Origin of the sequence: Sorangium sp. So ce887 (assembly GCF_051521455.1) — a bacterium.
In the GTDB taxonomy this organism is placed as follows: Bacteria; Myxococcota_A; Polyangia; order Polyangiales; family Polyangiaceae; genus Sorangium.
In genome coordinates this window covers 3,825,655-3,843,035 of sequence record NZ_CP150354.1, presented here as the reverse complement: position 1 = coordinate 3,843,035, position 17,381 = coordinate 3,825,655, and the positions used below count along the sequence as shown (strand labels likewise).

Genomic DNA, 17,381 nt, shown 5'->3' with positions numbered 1-17,381 from the left:
ACCTACTCAATCGCCAAACAAGCTCAGTTGCAACATGCGCCTCGGCTTCGGCGCTGGCGGAGGCTCCGGCCTGCCCGCCACGGGCGGCGTAGGCGCCACAGGCGCAGCCGGCGCGCTGCCGACCAGCCGGAGGAATCCGCGCCCGTTTGGCAGGGCCCTGGCGGCATGCGCACATCTGAACATGTGCGTAGTTACGCGCGATCAACGGTCCGTGTATTCCTGGTGCAACACCAGGAGGCCGAGGTGTCTAAGTACGACGAGTTGGAACGACTGTCGGTAAACGTCCATGAGACGATGGGCGTCATAGAGAAAAACGAGCAGAAGCTGCTCCATGAGCTCATGAATGGACTTGTCAAGTACCTTGAATGCCCATCCGCACAATGGGCAATCTTGCGCGCGGAAGCCAACAAGGCAGCTGGCGAGGTGCTAATATCACCGCATGCGATTCGAGACAAGAAAGGACGGGCAGTTGGGCGCATAAAGATTGTCCTGTCCAACCACATGTTCGAGTTGGCTGCGAGAGTCCGCTATGCGGGCGGCAAATACGATGTGTCTTGCTTCGATGCAACGTCATTGGTCGACCTCGACGACAGCAGTGCGCACGAGGCGTTTCATGAAAGCGTATTCCAAAGGCTCAAAGACCACATTGAGCAACCCATAAAGAGGGGGCTGATACACCAGAGTGACGAGGCTCAGCAGGCGCAATTTGCCGCTAGTTCCAGCGATGACGAGAGCGCTGGCGACGACGAACATTACCGGTTCGGCAAACCGCGTGGGTTTGGCTGACCTCGGTCGAGCCGACGCCTGCGCACGCGACCGATAACGTCGCCGTTCCCGTCGCGAAGTTCAATCAATTCCCAATTTGACGCGTCCACACACGCCCCCCCCCTGCGCCCGCCAACAATCAGTTCCAGCCAACCGCGCCCGTTCGGCAGCCGACGCCGCGCCATTATGCGCCCACCGTATCACTGAACGTCTGCCGCTGAACGGACGGCGAGTAGCGCCGTCGTACGAGCGCGTGCTCACATCCACGATGTCCTTTGCTGACGGGAGATGACATGTCCGAAGAAAAACACGCGGTGCGTAAGTACATAGACACCGTCAAAACGGCTTGCGATTACGCCGACTCAATTTTCAACACCCCCAAGGTGTCGCCCGAGTACGTGGAGTCTGCGGCCAAACTGGTCGCTGCTGCAACAGATGGCCTGAAACTCATCATCGATAACACGAACATGCTAGGCGATGATGACTATCAGGCCGTATACGGACGACAGCGCAAGCGCTAGTCGCTAGCCGCTTCCCACGCGCGGATTGCACAGTCGAGCGATTTGCCATCGCTACTATCGCGAGCCTGCTGCAAGAACATCTCCGCCACTTCGAGGAACATGGACCTGATGCGCGACACGCGCTCAACATCGGTCGGCTCCTTGTTCTCTGAACGGATTCCATCGTCGTTGCTATCCATAGCGATCTCCTCCACCGCAAGGTGGTCGGTTCGCCGCTATGACGCCATCTGTCCTAGCGCCCCCTCTTTCGAGCCGTTTCGAGCGGTTTCCCCGCTGAAAATCCGTATAATCAGAGGACCTTAGACGAAAACGCCCCGCCTCCGGATGGTACCCGGAAGCGAGGCGGCAGAAGCCGAGCGGTGCGACCCGTCCGACGTCCTGGCAGACCGGATCGTGGGCCCTCCGCTGGAGAAAGGCAAGGGTCCCGTGGCGAACGTGCTCCCGGCGGAGAAGCGCATGCGTGTCCTGGCTGCCCTGCTGGATGGCAACAGCATCCGGGCAGCCGAGCGCATGACCGAGGTCAACCACCGCACCATCACGCGCCTCCTGCTGGCGCTTGGTGCCGGCGCGGCGCGCCTGCATGACCGGCTCGTGCGAGACGTGCAGTGCAGCCTGGTCCAGGTGGACGAGATCTGGTCCTTCGTCCAGAAGAAGCAGTCGCGCGTGACCGAGGCCGACCCGCCCGACGTGGGCGAGGCGTACACCTTCGTTGCCATTGACGCCACCAGCCGCATGGTCATCTCCTGGCGTGTCGGCAAGCGCGACCAGACCACCACAGACGCCTTCATCGCCGACCTGCGCGCCCGCATGCTGGTCATGCCGCAGCTGACCAGCGACGGCTTCGCCCCGTACGTCCACGCCGTCGGCGAGTCGTTCGGTAAGTCGATTGACTACATGCAGACTGTCAAGAACTACCGCTCTGGCAGCCGTGGCCGGCGCGATGACCACCGGTACGAGCCGCCGCGCGACCCGTTCATCACGAAGTCCGTGGTCTACGGCGCTCCCGACCCGGCCAAGGCGTCCACGTCCTACGTCGAGCGCCTGAACGGCTCCACGCGCCACAGCAACGGCCGCATGCGCCGGCTCTGCTACGCCTTCTCGAAGAAGGGCGGGCACCACGCCGCCGCCGTGGCGTTGAACTACGTGGCGTACAACCTGACCCGCGTCGTGCGCACGCTGCGTGTCACGCCCGCGATGCAGGCCGGCATCACCGACCACGTGTGGACGCTGGACGAGCTCCTGGAGACGCTCATGACCGAGGAGGAGGCAGCCGCCCCCGAGGCGAAGCCGCTCACTCATCGCGAGCCTCCCACGCCAGCGAGGGCGCTCCCGAACAACCGGGGCTTCCTGAGGCTCGTGACCGAGCCGACGCCCGCGCTGAAGCAGCGCCGCCGGAGCGAACCTCCGCCCGCACCGGCACCGCCGGTCCACGCTGCTCCGCCGCCCGCGCCGGATGGCCCGATCCAGCTGTCTCTGTTCGACCCCCCGGAGGGGTCGTGAGTGCTGCACTTTGCTTCCGCAGGGTGCTGCACTTTGAGCGCGAGTGCTGCACTTCGGGGCAAAGTGCAGCACCACCTGTTCTCGGTGCTCGCGGGGCGGTTCGGCCGCCCCTGGCTTACCTGCCGCCGCCACCCCCGGCCCTCGCGCCGCCCAGCAACCGGATGCACATCCGCAGCCCCTCGCGGAGGTTCCGCTGCGTGGCGACGGCGGACATGTCGAGGCCGAGCGACGTCATCAGCACCGCCACCGCGGGGCGCACGCCGGTGATGACCCCCTTGGCGCCGAGCAGCCCGACCGCGCGCACGATCCGGATCACATGGTCGGCGGTCGCCTCATCGATGCCGTCGACGCCGGTCATGTCGAGGATCGCATAGCGGGCGCCGGTCCGGACGATCGCGTCGAGCAGCTCCTCCGTGATCACCCCGGCCCTCACGCCGTCGAGCGTGCCGATCAAGGGGAGCGTCAGCACGCCGTCCCACACCTGGATGATCGGGGTGGCGAGCGCGCGCAGCTCGTGCTGCTGCCGCTCGATCAACGACAGCTTCTCGCGGAGCTCCTGCTCGGTCTTCTGGAGCTCCTCGGCGATGCGGACCCGCTCCTCGACCTCGCGTTTCAGCTTGTGCAGCGCGATGGCCAGGTCCGCCTTCGTCGCCAGCTCCTCGTCGAACAGGCGCTGCAGCCGCTCCTCCAGGGTGATCGTCGCGCAGCGCACCGTGAACTCGTCGTGGAGATCGCCCCGCGCGGCGAACGACGTTTGCTCGACCTCGCACTCCTGCCCGAACAGCCTTGTGCAGTATCCAGCGAGCTTGCCCGCCATCATGCTGCTCCCCCAGCAGACATCCAGCTCCTTCTGGTAGAGCGCCTCCCACCCGTTCACCACGCGAAAGCGCGCCTCCTTCCGCTCCCGGTCCACCGAGACCGCCTGCCACCGGCCCCAGCCCGCGGTGGCCGCACCGATCCCGAGCGCCCTGAAGCCCTCCTCGAACGTCGGGTAGCCGGAGAGGAACGTCCAGTCGTCCTCGATGCTGAGCCGCCCCCCGCTCTCCACGGCGAGGTTGAAGCGCTCGGTCCCCGCCATCCGCTGGAAGCCGGACATCAGCCCGAGCACGCTGCTCGGCACAAACATGGACACCGACGGGACGCCGGCCCAGGTGCACTGGCCGTTGTCGACATCCCATTCGATCGGCATCCCCCCAACGTCGACGCGGATCTTCTCGCCCGAAAGCTGAGAGCTTGTGCTCATAAATCCTCCGAGTCCACGAGCTCGCGTGCCCGCCTGCCGCAGTGTACCGGCTCAGCCCGCCACGCGTCGCCCCCGACGGGCGCGCCGCGACTGGCACCGATCCGGCCAAGACGGCAATCGGGGATTCGCGCAGGCGCGCACGTCCGTGACAGCCCCTCGGGGATGAGGCCGAAGCAGCGGTGGCGAGGGCTAGAGCGGACCGGAGAGCGGCCGGCTCACTCGCACGTCGAGAACTGGGAGGACGCGGTCTGCTCGGCCGTGCTGACCTGGACCGTGGTCTCGATCATCTCGCCGAAGACGTCGGTCACACGCACGCGCCACGGCCCCGGCGTCATGTTGCCGTTGCCGACGCGCCAGTAGTTGTAGGACTGCCGCGTGGCCTCCCTCCACGTCCCGCCGAGCTGGACCTCGACCCGCTCGATCGGGTTGCGATGGCCCTGCACGCGGAACTCGTTCCACCAGCTGTTCTGCTCCTTGAGCGAGATGGAGAGGTTCCCCTCGACCGGGCACGCGACGTACTTCCAGGAGATCTTGCCCCTCGCCCCGCCGTTGCCGGTCCCGAGATAGCCCTCCTCGGTCGACCCGATCTGCTGAAAGGCCTCCTTGCTCAGATCGATGTGCCCGGCCGTGCACTTCGGGTTGCTGCCGATGGGACACTGATCGACGACCGTCGCCACGACCTTCCGCCCGTCGTCGCGGCTCACCTCCACGCACGCTCCGCACGCGGCCGCGGTGTCGTAGTCGGCCGTGTTCATGGCCGCGAAATACCGGCCTCCGCCGGTCGCCACGTGCGCAATCCTGTCCGGGCTGCGCCCGAGGACCGGGAAGCTGCAGTTCACCGCGCCCGAGCCCTGGCTGAGCGTGTACCACGTCGCCGATCCGTCGCCGTCCTCGTAGCTCGGGAGCGGGATCGAGCAGGTCCCGCCGCCGTCGGAGCTGCCGCCGGCCGAGCCGCCGGCGCCGCTCGTCGCGCCCCCACCGCTCCCCCCTGCCCCGCCCGCGCCCGAGCCGCCGGCGCCGGTCGTGGCCCCCGAGCCCGTCGTCTGACCCGAGCCCGTCGTCTGACCCGAGCCGGTCGCGCCGGTCTGGGTCATGGACACCATCACCGGTCGATAGTCGCCCCCGGTCGCGTTCGCGCAGAACCCGAAGCTGGTCAAGCCCCCCACCGGGATCGGCGCGTTACCGGAAGGCGGGGTCACCGTCAGGATCGAGCCGCTCCGGCTGGACTGAGCCCCCCACAGGCTGGACACGGCGGACTGCTTGAGATCGATCACCACGGTCCACGACGTCACCGGCGTGATCCCCTCGTTCACGACGTTCACGTTCACGCAGTAGCCGCTGCCCCAGTCGGACGACCTCGTCAGCGCCGCGACCCCGAGCCCGTCGGTCGTCACCACGGCGCTGGTGAGGTCCCCCGCGACCTCCTCCTCGCCCGGCACCTCGGCGGTGCACGCGGCGGCGAAGAGGCCAAAGAAAGATAGCGCGACAGCAGATCGATAAGCCAAAAATCGCATCCTGAATCTCCACGTCATGGGCGCACCGAGAGAGCGCGACCGGCAGCGTCTTCATGAATGCAAACTCATGAGCTCGCCATCGCTCGGACACACAGAAAAGTCATTTTGACAGACAAGCACTCTGGAATGATCTCTTCAGACCGGAGAAAACGGCTGCTTCATCGAACATTTCACCTCTGGCAAAAGCACCTGCACAGGCGCCGATTCCCCACATCGCGCTCACGAGCGCCCACATCACCACCGTCTCCCCCTCGAGCATTCGACTTCAGCCAACCCAGCTGGAGAGATCCTCTGTCTGCCGCGCCGGGAGCGGCGCGCGCTGCGCGGCGAGCGCCGCGCGACCACGATTGTCGCGAGTTGCCCCGCGCACGTAGACTGCGGCCCCCGATGCTCCTCACGCTCACCACCACGCACCGGCCGGCGACCGATCTCGGCTACCTGCTCGTCAAGAACCCGGCGCACACGCAGTCGTTCGCGCTCTCGTTCGGCAAGGCGCACGTGTTCTATCCGGAGGCGACCGAGGACCGGTGCACCGCGGCGCTCCTGCTCGACGTCGACCCCGTGGACCTCGTGCGCGGGCGCGGCGCGGGCGAGCCGGGCACGCTCGCGCAGTACGTCAACGACCGGCCCTATGTCGCCTCGTCGTTCCTCTCGGTGGCGATAGCGCAGGTCTTCGGCTCGGCGCTCGGCGGCAAGTGCCGCGACCGCCCGGAGCTCGCCGACGTGCCGCTCCCCCTCTCCGCCACCCTCTCGGCGCTGCCGTGCCGCGGCGGCGAGGCGCTGCTCCGGCGGCTCTTCGAGCCGCTCGGCTACGAGGTCGCGGCCGAGCGCCTGCCGCTCGACGAGACGTTCCCGGAGTGGGGCCAGAGCGCCTACCTGCGCGTCTCGCTCGCGAGGACGTGCCGGCTCCAGGAGCTGCTCGCGCACCTCTACGTGCTCGTGCCCGTGCTCGACGACAAGAAGCACTACTACGTGGGCGACGCCGAGGTCGACAACCTCCTCGCCAAGGGCGAGGGCTGGCTCGCGGAGCACCCCGAGCGCGAGGCGATCGCGCTCCGCTACCTCAAGCACAGCCGGCCGCTCTTCCGCGCGGCGCTCGCCCGGCTCGTGGCCGACGAGGCGGCGAGCCCCGAGGAGGCCGAGGACGAGAAGGCCGCGCCCGAGGACAGGGCCGAGGCGCGGATGAGCCTCGACGAGGAGCGGCGCGCGGCCGTCGTCGCGGCGCTCCGCCGGGCCGAGGCGAGGAGCGTGCTCGACCTCGGCTGCGGCGAAGGCAAGCTGCTGAAGCGCCTCGTCGACGAGCGCGTCTTCGAGCGCGTCGCCGGCGCCGACGTCTCGATGCGCAGCCTCGAGATCGCCAGAAACCGGCTCCGCCTCGACGACCTCCCCGACAAGCAGAAGCGGCGGATCCAGCTCTTCCAGGCGTCGATCACGTACCGCGACGCGCGCTTCTCGGGCCACGACGCCGTGACCCTCGTCGAGGTCATCGAGCACGTGGACCTCTCGCGCCTCGGCGCGCTCACCCGCGCCGTCTTCGAGCACGCGCGGCCGCGCGTCGTCATCGTGACCACGCCGAACGCCGAGTACAACGTGCGGTTCGAGGGGCTGCCGCCCGGCGCGCTCCGCCACGGCGACCACCGCTTCGAGTGGACGCGCGCCGAGTTCCACGCCTTCTGCGCGGAGGTCACGGCGGCGCACGGCTACGCCGTCGAGCACCTGCCCATCGGCCCGATGGACCCGTCGCTCGGCGCGCCGACGCAGATGGCGATCTTCACGCGCGCGGCCGGCGAGGGCGGCGAGGGCGACGCGAACGGCGAGGGCGACGCCGGCGGCGCGGACGGCCAGGGCGCCGCCGGCGCCGCGGCGCCGGCGGCGGAGGTGGCGTCGTGAGCGAGCCGAAGCCCCTCGTCGTCCCCTCGCTCTCGCTGGTCGTGCTCGTCGGCGCGTCCGGCTCCGGCAAGAGCACGTTCGCGAGGGCGCACTTCAAGCCGACCGAGATCCTCTCGTCCGACCACTACCGCGGCGTCGTGTCCGACGACGAGAACGACCAGGCCGCCAGCGCGGACGCGTTCGAGGTCCTGCGCTTCATCGCGGGCAAGCGGCTCGCGGCCGGGCGGCTCGCCGTCGTCGACGCGACCAACGTGCAGCCCGACGCGCGCAGGCCGCTCGTGGCGCTCGCGCGCGAGCATCACGTGCTGCCGGTCGCCATCGTGCTCGACCTGCCCGAGAAGCTCTGCCGCGCGCGCAACGCCGGCCGCCCGGACCGGCAGTTCGGCCCGCACGTGGTGCGGGGCCAGAGCCGCGAGCTCCGCCGCTCGCTCCGGGATCTCCGGCGCGAGGGCTTCCGCTACGTGCACGTGCTCTCCTCGCCCGAGGAGGTCGAGGCGGCCACGATCGAGCGGCAGCGCCTGTGGACCGATCGCCGCGACGATCACGGGCCGTTCGACATCATCGGCGACGTCCACGGCTGCTTCGACGAGCTCGTCGAGCTGCTCGAGGCGCTCGGCTACCGCCTGGAGGGGCTGCCGGACGCGCCGCGCGCGTCGCACCCCGAGGGCCGGCGCGCGCTCTTCCTCGGCGACCTCGTGGACCGCGGGCCGCGCTCGCCCGACGTGCTGCGCCTCGCGATGGGGATGGTCGAGGCGGGCGCGGCGATCTGCGTGCCCGGCAACCACGACGTGAAGCTGCTGAAGAAGCTGCGGGGCCGCGACGTGCGGGCGACCCACGGCCTCGAGCTGACGCTCGCGCAGCTCGAGGTGGAGACGGACGAGTTCAAGGCGAAGGCGGCGGACTTCATCGACGGGCTCGTCAGCCACTACGTGCTCGACGACGGCAACCTCGCGGTCGCGCACGCGGGGGTCAAGGAGGCGTTCCAGGGCCGCGGCTCGGGGGCGGTGCGCGAGTTCTGCCTGTACGGCGAGACCACGGGCGAGACCGACGAGTACGGCCTCCCGGTGCGGTACAACTGGGCCTCGGAGTACCGCGGCAAGGCGATGGTGGTTTATGGCCACACGCCGACGACCGTGGCCGAGTGGGAGAACCGCACCATCTGCATCGACACGGGGTGCGTGTTCGGCGGCGCGCTCACGGCGCTCCGCTACCCGGAGCGCGAGCTCGTCGAGGTCAAGGCGCGCCGCGTGTACTACGAGCCGCAGAAGCCGCTCGCGCCGCGCGGGGGCGACCCGAGGGCCGGATCGCGCGGGCAGGCCGGCGATGTGCTCGACATCGACGACGTGAGGGGCCGGCGCGCGATCCGGACGCGGGTGCACGGCATGGTGACGATCCGCGAGGAGAACGCCGCGGCGGCGCTCGAGGCGATGAGCCGCTTCGCCGTGGATCCGCGGTGGCTCATCTACCTGCCGCCGACCATGTCGCCGAGCGAGACCGCGAAGGACGGGGACCTGCTCGAGCACCCGCGCGAGGCGTTCGCGTACTTCCGGCAGAACGGCGTGGGCCGCGTCGTCTGCGAGGAGAAGCACATGGGGTCGCGCGCGGTGCTCGTCGTGTGCCGCGACGAGGCCGCGCGGCAGCGGCGGTTCCGCGTCGACGACGGGCCGCTCGGCGTGTGCGTCACGCGCACGGGCAGGCCGTTCTTCCCGGACGAGGCGCGGAGCCGGGAGCTCATCGACCGGGTGCGCGCGGCGATGGACCGCGCGGATCTCTGGACCGAGCTCCGCACCGACTGGGTCTGCCTCGACGCGGAGCTCCTTCCCTGGTCCGCGAAGGCGCAGGACCTCTTGCGCGGGCAGTACGCCGCCGTGGGCGCGTCGGGCCGCGCGTCGCTCGGCGCCGCGGTCCGGGCGCTCTCGATGGCGGCCGCGCGCGACGAGAGCGCGCGGCCCTTGCTCGAGCGCCACGCGGCCCGGGAAGCGGCGATGGACGGGTACGTGGCGGCCTACCGGCGCTACTGCTGGCCGGTGCGGTCGCTCGCCGATCTCCGGCTCGCCCCGTTTCACCTGCTCGCGAGCGAGGGCGCGGTGCACGCCTCGCGGGATCACGGCTTCCACCTGCGGCAGCTCGGGCGGCTCTGCGAGGTCGATCCGGGGTTCTTCGTGCCGACCCCGCACCGCGTTGTCGACCTCTCGGACCCGGAGAGCGAGGCGCAGGGGGTGGCCTTCTGGACCGAGAGGGTCGAGCGCGGCGGCGAGGGGATGGTGGTCAAGTCGTGGGAGTGGGTGGTCCGCGGCCCGCGCGGGCTCGTCCAGCCGGCGATCAAGTGCCGTGGGCCGGAGTACCTGCGCATCATCTACGGCCCGGAGTACCTGATGCCGCCGCACCTCGCGCGGCTGCGGAGCCGGAGCGTCGCCGGCAAGCGCGCGCTCGCGCTCCGGGAGTACGCGCTCGGCCTGGAGGCGCTCCACCGCTTCGTGGAGGGCGAGCCGCTCTATCGCGTGCACGAGTGCGTGTTCGGCGTGCTCGCGCTGGAGAGCGAGCCCATCGATCCTCGGCTGTGATCGAGGGCGAGAGGTCGATCGAGCGGTGCTCAATCGACCTCGCCACGACAATGCACCGCGTCAATTCGCGTGCACCTTGATCATCCGAGCGTCTTGCGGGAATCTTTGCGATCGAACTATGTTGAACCTATCGCGATTCCGCCACCTCAGAAATTTTACTGCATCATCGTCACCAGTGCTCGGTGCGATGCTGCTGTTAGGCGCGCTGCACTGCACCGGCTGCGGCGATGACGGGGGGGGTGGGGGTGACGGAGGCGCCGGCGGCAGCGGCGGCCAGCCGGCGACGAGCGGCAGCGGCACGACGGGAAGCGTCACAACCGGCGATCCCGGCGGCACGACCTCGGCGTCGACCGGAGGCACCGGCGGCGCGAGCACGAGCACCGGCACCGATACCGGCACCAGCACCAGCACCAGCACCGGTACCGGCGGCGACGACGCAACGGGTGGAGGAGGATCGGGCGGCGGAGGGACGCCGGTCGATTCCGGCCTCCCGACGCCCCCCGGCGCCGACAACGTGGCGAAGCCGTCCGGCGCGGCCGGCGGGTTCAAGGTCATCGACTGGGCCGGCTTCGCGGGCGCCGTGACGTACACCTTCGACGACGTGAACCAGACCCAGATCCAGAACTACGATGCGCTGAACGCGCTCGGCGTGCCGTTCACCTTCTACGTCTGGACCAACAAGGCTGAAGCGAACAATCCGGTGTGGAAAAAGGCCCTGATGGACGGGCACGAGCTCGGCAACCACACGAGTCGCCACGACAGCAACGACAACGGCTCCGATACGGACGCCGCGACGAAATTCATCAAGGACACGTTCGGTATCACGCCGTATACGATGGCGGCTCCGAACGGCTCGGATGCGTATACAAGCATCTCCCAGTCGCGCTTCCTCATCAATCGCGGCGTGTCCAACGCCCTGATCAGCCCGAACGACTCGAGCAATCCGTTCAAGCTGCCCACCTACATTCCCCCGACCAACGCCTCCACGGCCGCGATGGACGCGGAGGTCACGAGCGCGCGGACGGGCAAGAAGTGGCGCACCTTCTGTATCCACGGCTTCACCGGCGGCAGCGACGGCGCCTATCAGCCCATACCGCTCAATGCCTTCCTCGAGCACGTCAAGCACGTCAAGGATTTCGGCGACGTGTGGATCGACAGCATGGTCGCCATCGGCTCCTACTGGCGCGGCCAGAAGGCGGTCACCGGAGGCACAAACACGCAGTCCGGAAGCGACACGACCTACACGTGGCAGCTCCCCGAGAACTTCCCGCCGGGCAAGTACGTGCGCGTGACGGTCACCGGCGGCACGCTCAAGCAGGGCGGCGTTCCGCTCGCCTGGAATCCGCACGGCTACTACGAGATGGCGCTCGACCCGGAGTCCGTCACGCTGTCGCCGTGACGCGAGCCGCCCGAAGCCCCGCGCCGTCACCGGCGCGGCTTCGGGCCTAGCCGACCCCCACCCGTCCATGCCAGGATGGCGGCCCCGCGCAGCCGCGACCAGCAAGCGGCGACCGCGCCGATGGCGTGGAGCGCGGCCCCCGCAGGCTGTGATTTACTTCTCCCTCAACCAGAGCGCATCCCATGCCTGACACCAGCGGGAGCACCACGCGGAGCTTCGCTCGGTTGCTCCGGTTGCTCCGCGAACCGGTCATTCATTTCCTCTTCATCGGCGCGCTGTTGTTTCTCGCCCACCGGCTCATCGTTGGCGACCCGAGGGTGGTCGTCGTCAGCGCGGGGCTGAAGGCGGACGTGGAACGGCGATTCCGCGATGAGACGGGGCGGGCGCCGACGGAGGCGGAGCTGACGGCGGCGCTCGACGGGTGGAAGCGGGACGAGGCGCTCTACCGTGAGGCGCTGCGGGAGGAGCTCGATCGGCAGGATGCGACGGTGCGGACCGTGCTGGCGGACAAGCTGCGGGCACGGGCGGTTCAGCAGATGCCGGCGCGGGAGCCGACGGATGCAGAGCTGGACGCGTGGTTGGCTTCTCACCGGAGCCGATACGAGACGCCGCTGCGGTACACTTTCGAAATCGTGGCTTTTCCCAAGAGCGACGCGGCTGCAGAGACGCAGCGGTCGACGTATCGACTTGCGCTGGCCGACGGTGCAGACCCAAGGACGCTCGGTCGTCCGATCGTGGGTGGCAACCTCACCCGCGATAACCTCGCAGCCAAGTTTGGACCTGCGCTCGCCGAAAGCATTTGCAACTTGCCGTTCGCAGCGTGGCAGGCCCAGGAAACCGAGGACAGCCTGCTGCTCGTGCGGGTCAACCGGATAGATGGAGGGCTGCCCGGTCGCGAGGAATTACGCCCGGCCCTCACCGCTGACTGGGCCGCCGCGAGGAAGAAGCAAGCCACCGACGACTTCGTCGAGAGCGTCCTCGCGCGGTACAGGTTCGAGGAGAAGCCTTGAATCGCTTGAGTCTGCTCCGGCTGGCTCGGGCCCTGCCGTTCTTGCTGGCCGTGCTTCTGGCGTCTGCCCCCGCAGATAGCCACGAGCTCAGTTCAGCGTCTCTTTCGCTGACGGAGGTGGAGGGGCACGAGGGGCGGTTCCTCGTGCGCTGGGAGGCGAGCTCGTCCACGCTCGAGTCCGAGCTCGCGACGCCCGCCGTGTTCCCCCCGCCCTGCAAGCTCGACGGAGCATTTCTCGACTGCGGTCCCACCGGCTTGGTCGGCACCATCGAGCTCCCCTGGCTCGAGGGGACCGAGACCAACGTGATGGTGGCGATCGAGTGGCGGAGCGGAAGCCGATCTCTTCGGGTGTTGACCGGCAGCGACCCGAGCTTGGTGGTGTACGGTATTCCCGCCTCCGCCGGGCTTCGCGCGCTGAGGCCGATCGTGGTCGATTACACGCGGCTCGGCATCGAGCACATCCTGACCGGGTTCGATCATCTTCTCTTCGTCGTTGCGCTCACGCTCCTCGTGCGCGGCGGTCGGAAGCTGGTCGGCGCCGTCACGGCCTTCACGGTCGCGCACAGCCTGACTCTGGCCTGTGCCGTGTTCGGCTGGTTGACGCTGCCGTCCCCGCCGGTCGAAGCGACCATCGCGCTCTCGATCGTACTGGTCTGCGGCGAGTGCCTGCGGCCGGCCGACTCGCTTGCCCGCCGGGCCCCATGGGCCGTCACGTTCGCCTTCGGGCTGCTTCATGGGCTCGGATTCGCGTCGTCGCTGCTCGACATCGGACTGCCGGAAAAGCATGTGCCGACTGCGCTCTTGTTCTTCAACGTGGGCGTGGAAATCGGTCAGCTCGGCGTGATTGCGCTGGTGGTTGCGCTGGGCCTCTTTGCCGCGCGGATTCCCCTGCAACCAGCGACGGTGCAGCGTGGCTTGGTGTACGCGATGGGCGGAATGGCAGGCTACTGGTCGATCGAGCGCATCGTAGCGACCCTGACGGGCGCGAGCTTGTAGCGAATCCCGCAGGCTGCGGAGTCCGGGGCGCGGTCAGCCGGAGCTGGTTCAGCCGATCGCGCGCCTCGACGGGCCCGCGAGGGTCAGACGTCTGGCCGTCCTGGGTCAGACGTCTGACTGCCCGCGCTCGGCAGCGAAGATCTGGATGGATACGCCCTGCCGGCGCGCCTCAGGGCACCGACATCTCGAACGCCACCGCGTAGTTCGGCTGCGCGGTTCCCGTCATCGAGCCGACGAAGGGATCGGAGTCGCGCAGCTGGCCCGAGCGCCACGTCCGGCCCGAGAACGCCGAGCCGTCGCTGGTCATGGCGTAGCCGACCCAGAGGCCCGTCGAGGGGAGATCGCTGCCGACGGTGATGCGCACCGTGTCGCCCGAGATCGCGACGGAGCTGATCGGGATCCGGGTGCCCGCCGTGCGGACCTCGAAGCCGCGCCCCTGCGCCCACTCGGTGAGCGAGCTCTGGTGCGGCGAAGGGAGCGAGCTGTCCCAGGCGAGCGGCGGCACCGGCACGTGGAAGTGCACCGTGATCACGCGACCGCTGCGCTCGACCCGGGTCGGCTGCAGAGGCTGCCAGTCCTCGCCCAGCACGACCTTCTCATGGTAGATTTGCCCGAGCTTCTCGCCGAGCCGCTCGTAGCCGACCGCCGTCATGTGGATGTTGTCGCTCGCGTACGGATACTGATACTTCGGCCCGGAGCAGAGGATGTCGCCCGGACGGTCGAGCCCGGCCTGCCACTGCGCGAGCGTGGCGGCCGACCGCTGGTTCGCGCCGGTCGGATAGGCGTGCTGCTGCGACACGAACATCGGAATCGACCGGGTCTGCCCGGTCAGCGGCCGGAGATCGGCGTTGTAGTCCGACCAGAGCTTGATGAGGTCGTTCCTGTAGCTCGAGCTGCCGGCGTCGGACTCGCCGTGGGTGATCACGATCGCGCCGATGCCGTACGTCTTGCCCGACGCGCCGGCGAGGCGGGCGATCGCGGCGGCCTCGAACAGCGACGCCGCGTACGCCCGACCCGTGGAGCCGGTGTCGCTGGCGCCCTTCCTGATGACCGACATGGCCTGTCCGCTCTCGCCGACGACCGTGTGCACGCTGACGTGATCGCCGCCCGTCGCCGACTTTACCAGCGACGAGATCTGGTCGCCCATGGCCGTGTGCGGCGTCTCGCCGTAGATGTTGCGCGGATACGCGCTCGGGTAGCCCGTGGCGAGCGGGCGAATGGGCTCGACGAGCGGCACCATCGAGAGCGCGCTGCTGCTCGGATTGAACGGAGGTACGGACGCGCTGCCCAGCGAGAGCTTGAGGTTGTGGTGGCGCTGGGTGGTCGCCCTGGCCGGCCCCTGCGCTCCGACCGACAGGCTCTGACCCGTGCCGATGATCCCGGCCCAGTCCCAGCCAGGGCCCACGGGGCCTCCCCCGCCAGAGCCGCCTCCGCCTCCCGCGCCTCCGGCACCGCCGGAGCCCCCGGCGCCTCCCGCGCCGCCGGCACCAGAGCTTGCCGAAGCGCTGCTGCTGGAGCTGCTCGAAGCGCTGCTGCTGGAGCTGCTCGAAGCGCTGCTGCTGGAGCTGCTCGAAGCGCTGCTGCTGGAGCTCGCCGAAGTCGAGCCTCCGGTCCCGTTGCCGCTGACCGAGATGAGCGAGGCCCTTCCGGTGCCGTTCGCGCAGAACCCCCAGGTCGTCGACCCTTGCGCTGCCAGCGAGCCGTTGTGCGACGCGTTGGTGACACTCAGCTGCCCGCCCGACGGCGTGCCGGTCGCGTTCCAGCTGTTGGTCACCGTGGAGCCGTTGAGCGCGACCACCACGCCCCAGCCGGTGATCGCGCGACCACCCACGTTCTTCACGGTCACGTCCGCGCAGTACCCCGTCTGCCACTGCGACTGGAACTTGAGCTCCGCCGACATCGTCGAGTCCGGGCTGAGCAGCTCGTTCTCCAGGGAGACAATCTCTTCGTCGTCGGAAGACATGCCGCCGCAGGCGACAAGGCAACAAGCGAGCGCGACCGAGCAGCGGCTCAGTAAGCTAGTAGAGCGCATGAATTTTCTCCTAGAGGCGGCCGAGAAGGCCGCAAGTCAAGTCAGCAAGATGCTCACGCCAGTGTGCTGCGCGCGAAGCGCATGACACGGCGCGTTCAATCTGTATTCCCGGTCAACGGCTCTACGATCACGACACATGCTGAATCCAGCATGGTTGATCTCTCACCCTGACGACGCTTCACCTACCATGCCAGGTTGCTCCTCCCGCGGTTGACGTGGAACGTCATCGGGAAGCCCTCGGCCTGGAGCGACGCGTAACGGGTGATGTGCGACGGAGGGGAGTCGTGGAGCGCGTCCGAGACGGGCGCCCTGCGGGTTCGAGAAACCCAGGTCCTCGACACGCGGATTCGCGAGCGCGCGAGGCGCGCGGATGGGCATCGGGCGCGCTGCGACGCGATGCCGCCGATCTCGGCAGGAGCATTGCGGTCCCGCGGGGGCGGCGGTCCGCTTCGGTCATCTCGGGGCTAGGCGGGGGCGACGGCGCGCGGCGGCGCGCCGTCCGGCGAGGCGTCGCGTCCTGGCGTCAGGACTCGCGCGCGTTATCGAGCTCGTCCCAGATGCGGACGTCGCTCCGCTCCTTCAGGTAGATCCCACCGACGACCACCGTGATGAGCGCCACCGTGATCGGGTAGAGGAGGCCCGCGTAGATGTTGCCGGTCGCGACCGTCACCGAGGAGGCGATGAGCGGCAGCATCCCGCCGAACACGCCGTTGCCGATGTGGTACGGGATCGAGAGCGACGTGTAGCGCACCTTCGCGGGGAAGGCCTCGACGAGGTAGGCCGCGATCGGGCCGTAGACCATCGTGACGAAGATCACGAGCACGAACACGAGCGCGGTGAGGATGACCGGGCTGTCGGCGTTCTGCTTCATCAACCAGAACACCGGGAAGAACCCGATCGCGCCGCACAGGTTGCCCGCGAGCATGATCTTCTTCCGGCCGATGCGGTCCGAGAGCGCGCCGAAGAACACGAAGAACGGCATGCCGAGGGCGAGCGCGGCGGCGATCACGACCGTGGCCGTGATGAACGGGACCTTCAGCGTGTTCTGCAGGAAGTAGAGCGCGTAGAACTGCCCCGTGTACCAGACCACGCCCTGGCCGGCCGTGGCGCCGAAGAGGGCAATCAGGATGACCTTCCAGTTGCGCTTGTTGCCGAGGCTGTCCTTGATGGGAGCGGACGACGTCTTCCCCTCCGCCTTGAGCTTGGCGAAGATCGGCGACTCCTTGAGACGGACACGCACGTAGAAGGACACGCCGACGAGGAGGACCGACAGGAGGAACGGGACGCGCCAGCCCCATTCCTTGAAGTCCTCCTCGCCGAGGAGGAGGCGGGTCCCGAGGATCACCGCCAGCGAGACGAACAGGCCGAGGGTCGCCGTGATCTGGATGAACGAGGTGTAGAAGCCGCGCTTCGCGTCGGGCGCGTGCTCGGCGACGTACACCGCCGCGCCGCCGTACTCGCCGCCGAGCGCGAGGCCCTGCACGAGCCGGATCAGGACGAGCGCGATCGGAGCGAGCATCCCGATGCTGTCGTACGTCGGCAAGAAGCCGATGAGCGACGTCGCGCCGCCCATCAGCAGCAAGGTCACGAGGAACGCATACTTCCGGCCGACGATATCGCCGATGCGCCCGAACACGAGCGCGCCGAAGGGGCGGACCACGAAGCCGGTGGCGAACGTGCCCAGCGTCAGCAGGAAGCCCGCTGTCGGGTTGTCCTTCGGGAAAAAGTGCGTGGAGATGATCGCGGCGAGGCTCCCGAAGATGTAGAAGTCGTACCACTCGATCATTGTGCCGCCGGCGGACGCGAAGATGACCTTCCAGAGCGTGCGGCTGTCGACGACCTCATGCGCGCCCTTGCTGGCGCTGCTCGTGGGGGTCACGGCGACGGTTGCGGGAGACGTCTGTGCCATGGGAGCGGTTCCTCGAAGGAGTTCCAGCGCTTGTCGGGA

The 17,381-nt window shown here is 68.7% G+C and carries 13 protein-coding genes and 2 pseudogenes; 8 read left to right on the top strand and 7 right to left on the bottom strand.

Annotated features, from left to right (window positions below; genetic code table 11):
* Positions 1–6: 6 nt before the first annotated feature.
* A pseudogene (locus WMF36_RS14335) lies at positions 7–162 on the bottom strand (IS1 family transposase); the annotation flags it as partial.
* 81 nt (positions 163–243) lie between these two features.
* On the opposite strand from WMF36_RS14335, the gene WMF36_RS14330 reads away from it, so the two are divergent.
* Entirely contained in the window at positions 244–786 is a 543-nt protein-coding gene (locus WMF36_RS14330; protein ID WP_437580151.1) for a hypothetical protein, read from the top strand.
* 272 nt (positions 787–1,058) lie between these two features.
* Entirely contained in the window at positions 1,059–1,286 is a 228-nt protein-coding gene (locus tag WMF36_RS14325; RefSeq protein ID WP_437580150.1) for a hypothetical protein, read from the top strand.
* Here the strand turns inward: WMF36_RS14325 and WMF36_RS14320 are convergent.
* The gene (locus tag WMF36_RS14320) at positions 1,283–1,465 is read right to left on the bottom strand and encodes a hypothetical protein (protein WP_437580149.1); all 183 of its coding nucleotides are present in this window, start codon (positions 1,463–1,465) and stop codon (positions 1,283–1,285) included. The two genes, WMF36_RS14325 and WMF36_RS14320, sit on opposite strands and share 4 nt — an antisense overlap.
* A 277-nt stretch (positions 1,466–1,742) precedes the next feature.
* On the opposite strand from WMF36_RS14320, the gene WMF36_RS14315 reads away from it, so the two are divergent.
* Positions 1,743–2,786 carry a transposase gene (locus WMF36_RS14315; protein WP_437581915.1) on the top strand — a complete coding sequence of 348 codons (1,044 nt, stop codon included), beginning with the start codon at positions 1,743–1,745 and terminating at the stop codon, positions 2,784–2,786.
* A gap of 115 nt (positions 2,787–2,901) precedes the next feature.
* On the opposite strand, the gene WMF36_RS14310 is transcribed toward WMF36_RS14315, so the two are convergent.
* A complete protein-coding gene (locus WMF36_RS14310; RefSeq protein ID WP_437580148.1) occupies positions 2,902–4,029 on the bottom strand; it encodes an STAS domain-containing protein in 1,128 nt (375 codons plus the stop codon).
* 215 nt (positions 4,030–4,244) lie between these two features.
* Positions 4,245–5,543 (bottom strand): expansin EXLX1 family cellulose-binding protein, encoded by a 1,299-nt coding sequence (locus WMF36_RS14305; RefSeq protein WP_437580147.1) that lies wholly within the window; start codon positions 5,541–5,543, stop codon positions 4,245–4,247.
* Positions 5,544–5,930: 387 nt separating this feature from the next.
* On the opposite strand from WMF36_RS14305, the gene WMF36_RS14300 reads away from it, so the two are divergent.
* The 5 genes from WMF36_RS14300 to WMF36_RS14280 all read left to right on the top strand — a co-directional run bounded on the left by WMF36_RS14300 (position 5,931) and on the right by WMF36_RS14280 (position 13,401).
* Positions 5,931–7,433 carry a 3' terminal RNA ribose 2'-O-methyltransferase Hen1 gene (locus WMF36_RS14300; RefSeq protein WP_437580146.1) on the top strand — a complete coding sequence of 501 codons (1,503 nt, stop codon included), beginning with the start codon at positions 5,931–5,933 and terminating at the stop codon, positions 7,431–7,433.
* Complete coding sequence (locus WMF36_RS14295) at positions 7,430–9,997, top strand: polynucleotide kinase-phosphatase (protein WP_437580145.1); 2,568 nt, start codon at positions 7,430–7,432, stop codon at positions 9,995–9,997. Before WMF36_RS14300 ends, WMF36_RS14295 begins: the two co-directional genes overlap by 4 nt.
* Before the next feature lie 187 nt (positions 9,998–10,184).
* A complete protein-coding gene (locus WMF36_RS14290; protein ID WP_437580144.1) occupies positions 10,185–11,396 on the top strand; it encodes a polysaccharide deacetylase family protein in 1,212 nt (403 codons plus the stop codon).
* Positions 11,397–11,578: 182 nt separating this feature from the next.
* Positions 11,579–12,406, top strand: a complete 828-nt coding sequence (locus tag WMF36_RS14285; protein WP_437580143.1) for a hypothetical protein — start codon at positions 11,579–11,581, stop codon at positions 12,404–12,406.
* Complete coding sequence (locus tag WMF36_RS14280) at positions 12,403–13,401, top strand: HupE/UreJ family protein (RefSeq protein ID WP_437580142.1); 999 nt, start codon at positions 12,403–12,405, stop codon at positions 13,399–13,401. Before WMF36_RS14285 ends, WMF36_RS14280 begins: the two co-directional genes overlap by 4 nt.
* A gap of 169 nt (positions 13,402–13,570) precedes the next feature.
* Here WMF36_RS14280 and WMF36_RS14275 read toward each other — a convergent pair whose 3' ends face one another.
* The 3 genes and pseudogenes from WMF36_RS14275 to WMF36_RS14265 form a co-directional block, all read right to left on the bottom strand.
* Positions 13,571–15,034, bottom strand: coding sequence for a dockerin (locus WMF36_RS14275; protein WP_437581914.1), 1,464 nt, complete (start codon positions 15,032–15,034; stop codon positions 13,571–13,573).
* Between the two features lie 48 nt (positions 15,035–15,082).
* A pseudogene (locus WMF36_RS14270) lies at positions 15,083–15,301 on the bottom strand (cellulose binding domain-containing protein); the annotation flags it as partial.
* A 655-nt stretch (positions 15,302–15,956) separates the two neighbouring features.
* Positions 15,957–17,342 (bottom strand): MFS transporter, encoded by a 1,386-nt coding sequence (locus tag WMF36_RS14265; protein ID WP_437580141.1) that lies wholly within the window; start codon positions 17,340–17,342, stop codon positions 15,957–15,959.
* Positions 17,343–17,381: the final 39 nt, after the last annotated feature.